Source organism: Ferroplasma sp. Type II, assembly GCF_000496155.1.
Genome location: NZ_KI542849.1, coordinates 1 through 1,496, shown reverse-complemented (window position 1 = coordinate 1,496; position 1,496 = coordinate 1). Strand labels below are relative to the sequence as shown.

Annotated in this window: 2 protein-coding genes; one reads left to right on the top strand and one right to left on the bottom strand. The window is 36.1% G+C overall.

Annotated features, from left to right (window positions below; genetic code table 11):
- On the bottom strand, nucleotides 1-932 hold a 932-nt coding region (locus AMDU4_RS13855; protein ID WP_290705590.1), incomplete at its 3' end, for an argininosuccinate synthase.
- 121 nt (nucleotides 933-1,053) lie between these two features.
- Between AMDU4_RS13855 and AMDU4_RS13850 the strand changes: the two genes are divergently transcribed.
- Nucleotides 1,054-1,496 (top strand): hypothetical protein (locus tag AMDU4_RS13850; RefSeq protein ID WP_021788547.1); only part of this gene is annotated, 443 nt, incomplete at its 3' end.

The window sequence follows — 1,496 nt, the reverse complement described above, 5'->3', positions numbered from 1 at the left end:
TCGTACCACAACNCATTATAGACAAAATTTGACCATTGATTATCCATGTATCCCTTCATATCAAGTTCATATTTGTTCAATGTAAGTGATTCCATTATTTTGTGAGCCTTTATTATGGCCATTGCTCCCGGGACTTCATATACCTCATGGCTTTTGATTCCTGTTACCCTGTCTTCCATATGGTTTATCAGCCCGATTCCATTATTTCCGGCAATAACGTTTAGTTTTTCTACAAGATCTTTAAGACCGTACTGTTTACCGTCTAAGGAAACTGGAATACCATTCTTGAATTCAATTTCTATTATATCTCCATTCCCAGTTTCCTCAAGTGGCCTGACCCACTCGTAAACGTCCCATTCAAGCGGCTGTGAAATGTTCTCTATGGTAGAGCCCTCAACAGACCTTCCCCATATGTTCTCATCAACGGAGTATTTTCCACCCATGGGAATCTCTATATTATTGGCCTTTGCATATTTTATCTCGTCCGGCCTGTTCATATTCCAGTCCCTTACAGGCGCTATAACATTGATATCTTCATTAAGGGCTTTCATGGTGACCTCAAACCTTACCTGGTCATTTCCCTTACCAGTTGAACCATGTGCAATTGTGTTGCAACCATATTCCTCTGCGTAAAGCACAGCCTTTTCTGCCATCAGGGGCCTGGCAATTGCAGTTGACAGCGGGTAACCTTCATACATGCCGTCTGCGTATATCTCTTTTTTAATATATTTGTCAGCAAATTCCTTTTTTACGTCCATGACTATGGCATCTGAAACACCAAGAGACAACGCCTTTTCCCTTATTTGATCTAGATTGCTGTTACCTATGTTCAATGTAAGGGTAACAACTTCCTTTTTCATTTCCTTCTGAATCCATTTTACCATGACAGAGGTGTCAAGGCCGCCTGAATATAATAATAAGACTTTATCCATGGGGAAATAATATTTTTTGCATATATGATATTTTTTATAAATATTTAGTATATTAGTAGTATTAATAATATAATATATGTTTTAATGTAAAATATTATATTATAATTACATATATCATACTATGTCAAGAATAGCCAGGGGGAATGTGGAAACTATGGTAAGGGATTATATCAAAAAAAATCCCGAGCTTATAATTTCCATGAGAATGGGAATATTGAATGTCAGCAAACTTTCAAGAAGGATAGCGCAGGAAGAGAAAGGTTATAACATAATTTCAATAAGATCGGCATTGAATAAGGTGTTTATGGAGAATTCCACTGCAGACACGGTTCATATTGACAGGCTCCTGTCTGAAAGCAAAATTACACTGCAGGATAAAATAATGGTTATTACAGTTGATAAGAAAATTGACAACCTGAATTTCCTTTCTGCAACTTATCTTACCGATTCAATAGTATATATCATTGATGAAACCAAGAATAAAAAATTGGATCTAGCTAAAAATGCTGTTATAGAAAGGAATGTGAGTTCATTGCATATATTTTCCTCAATGGAAATAGTAAA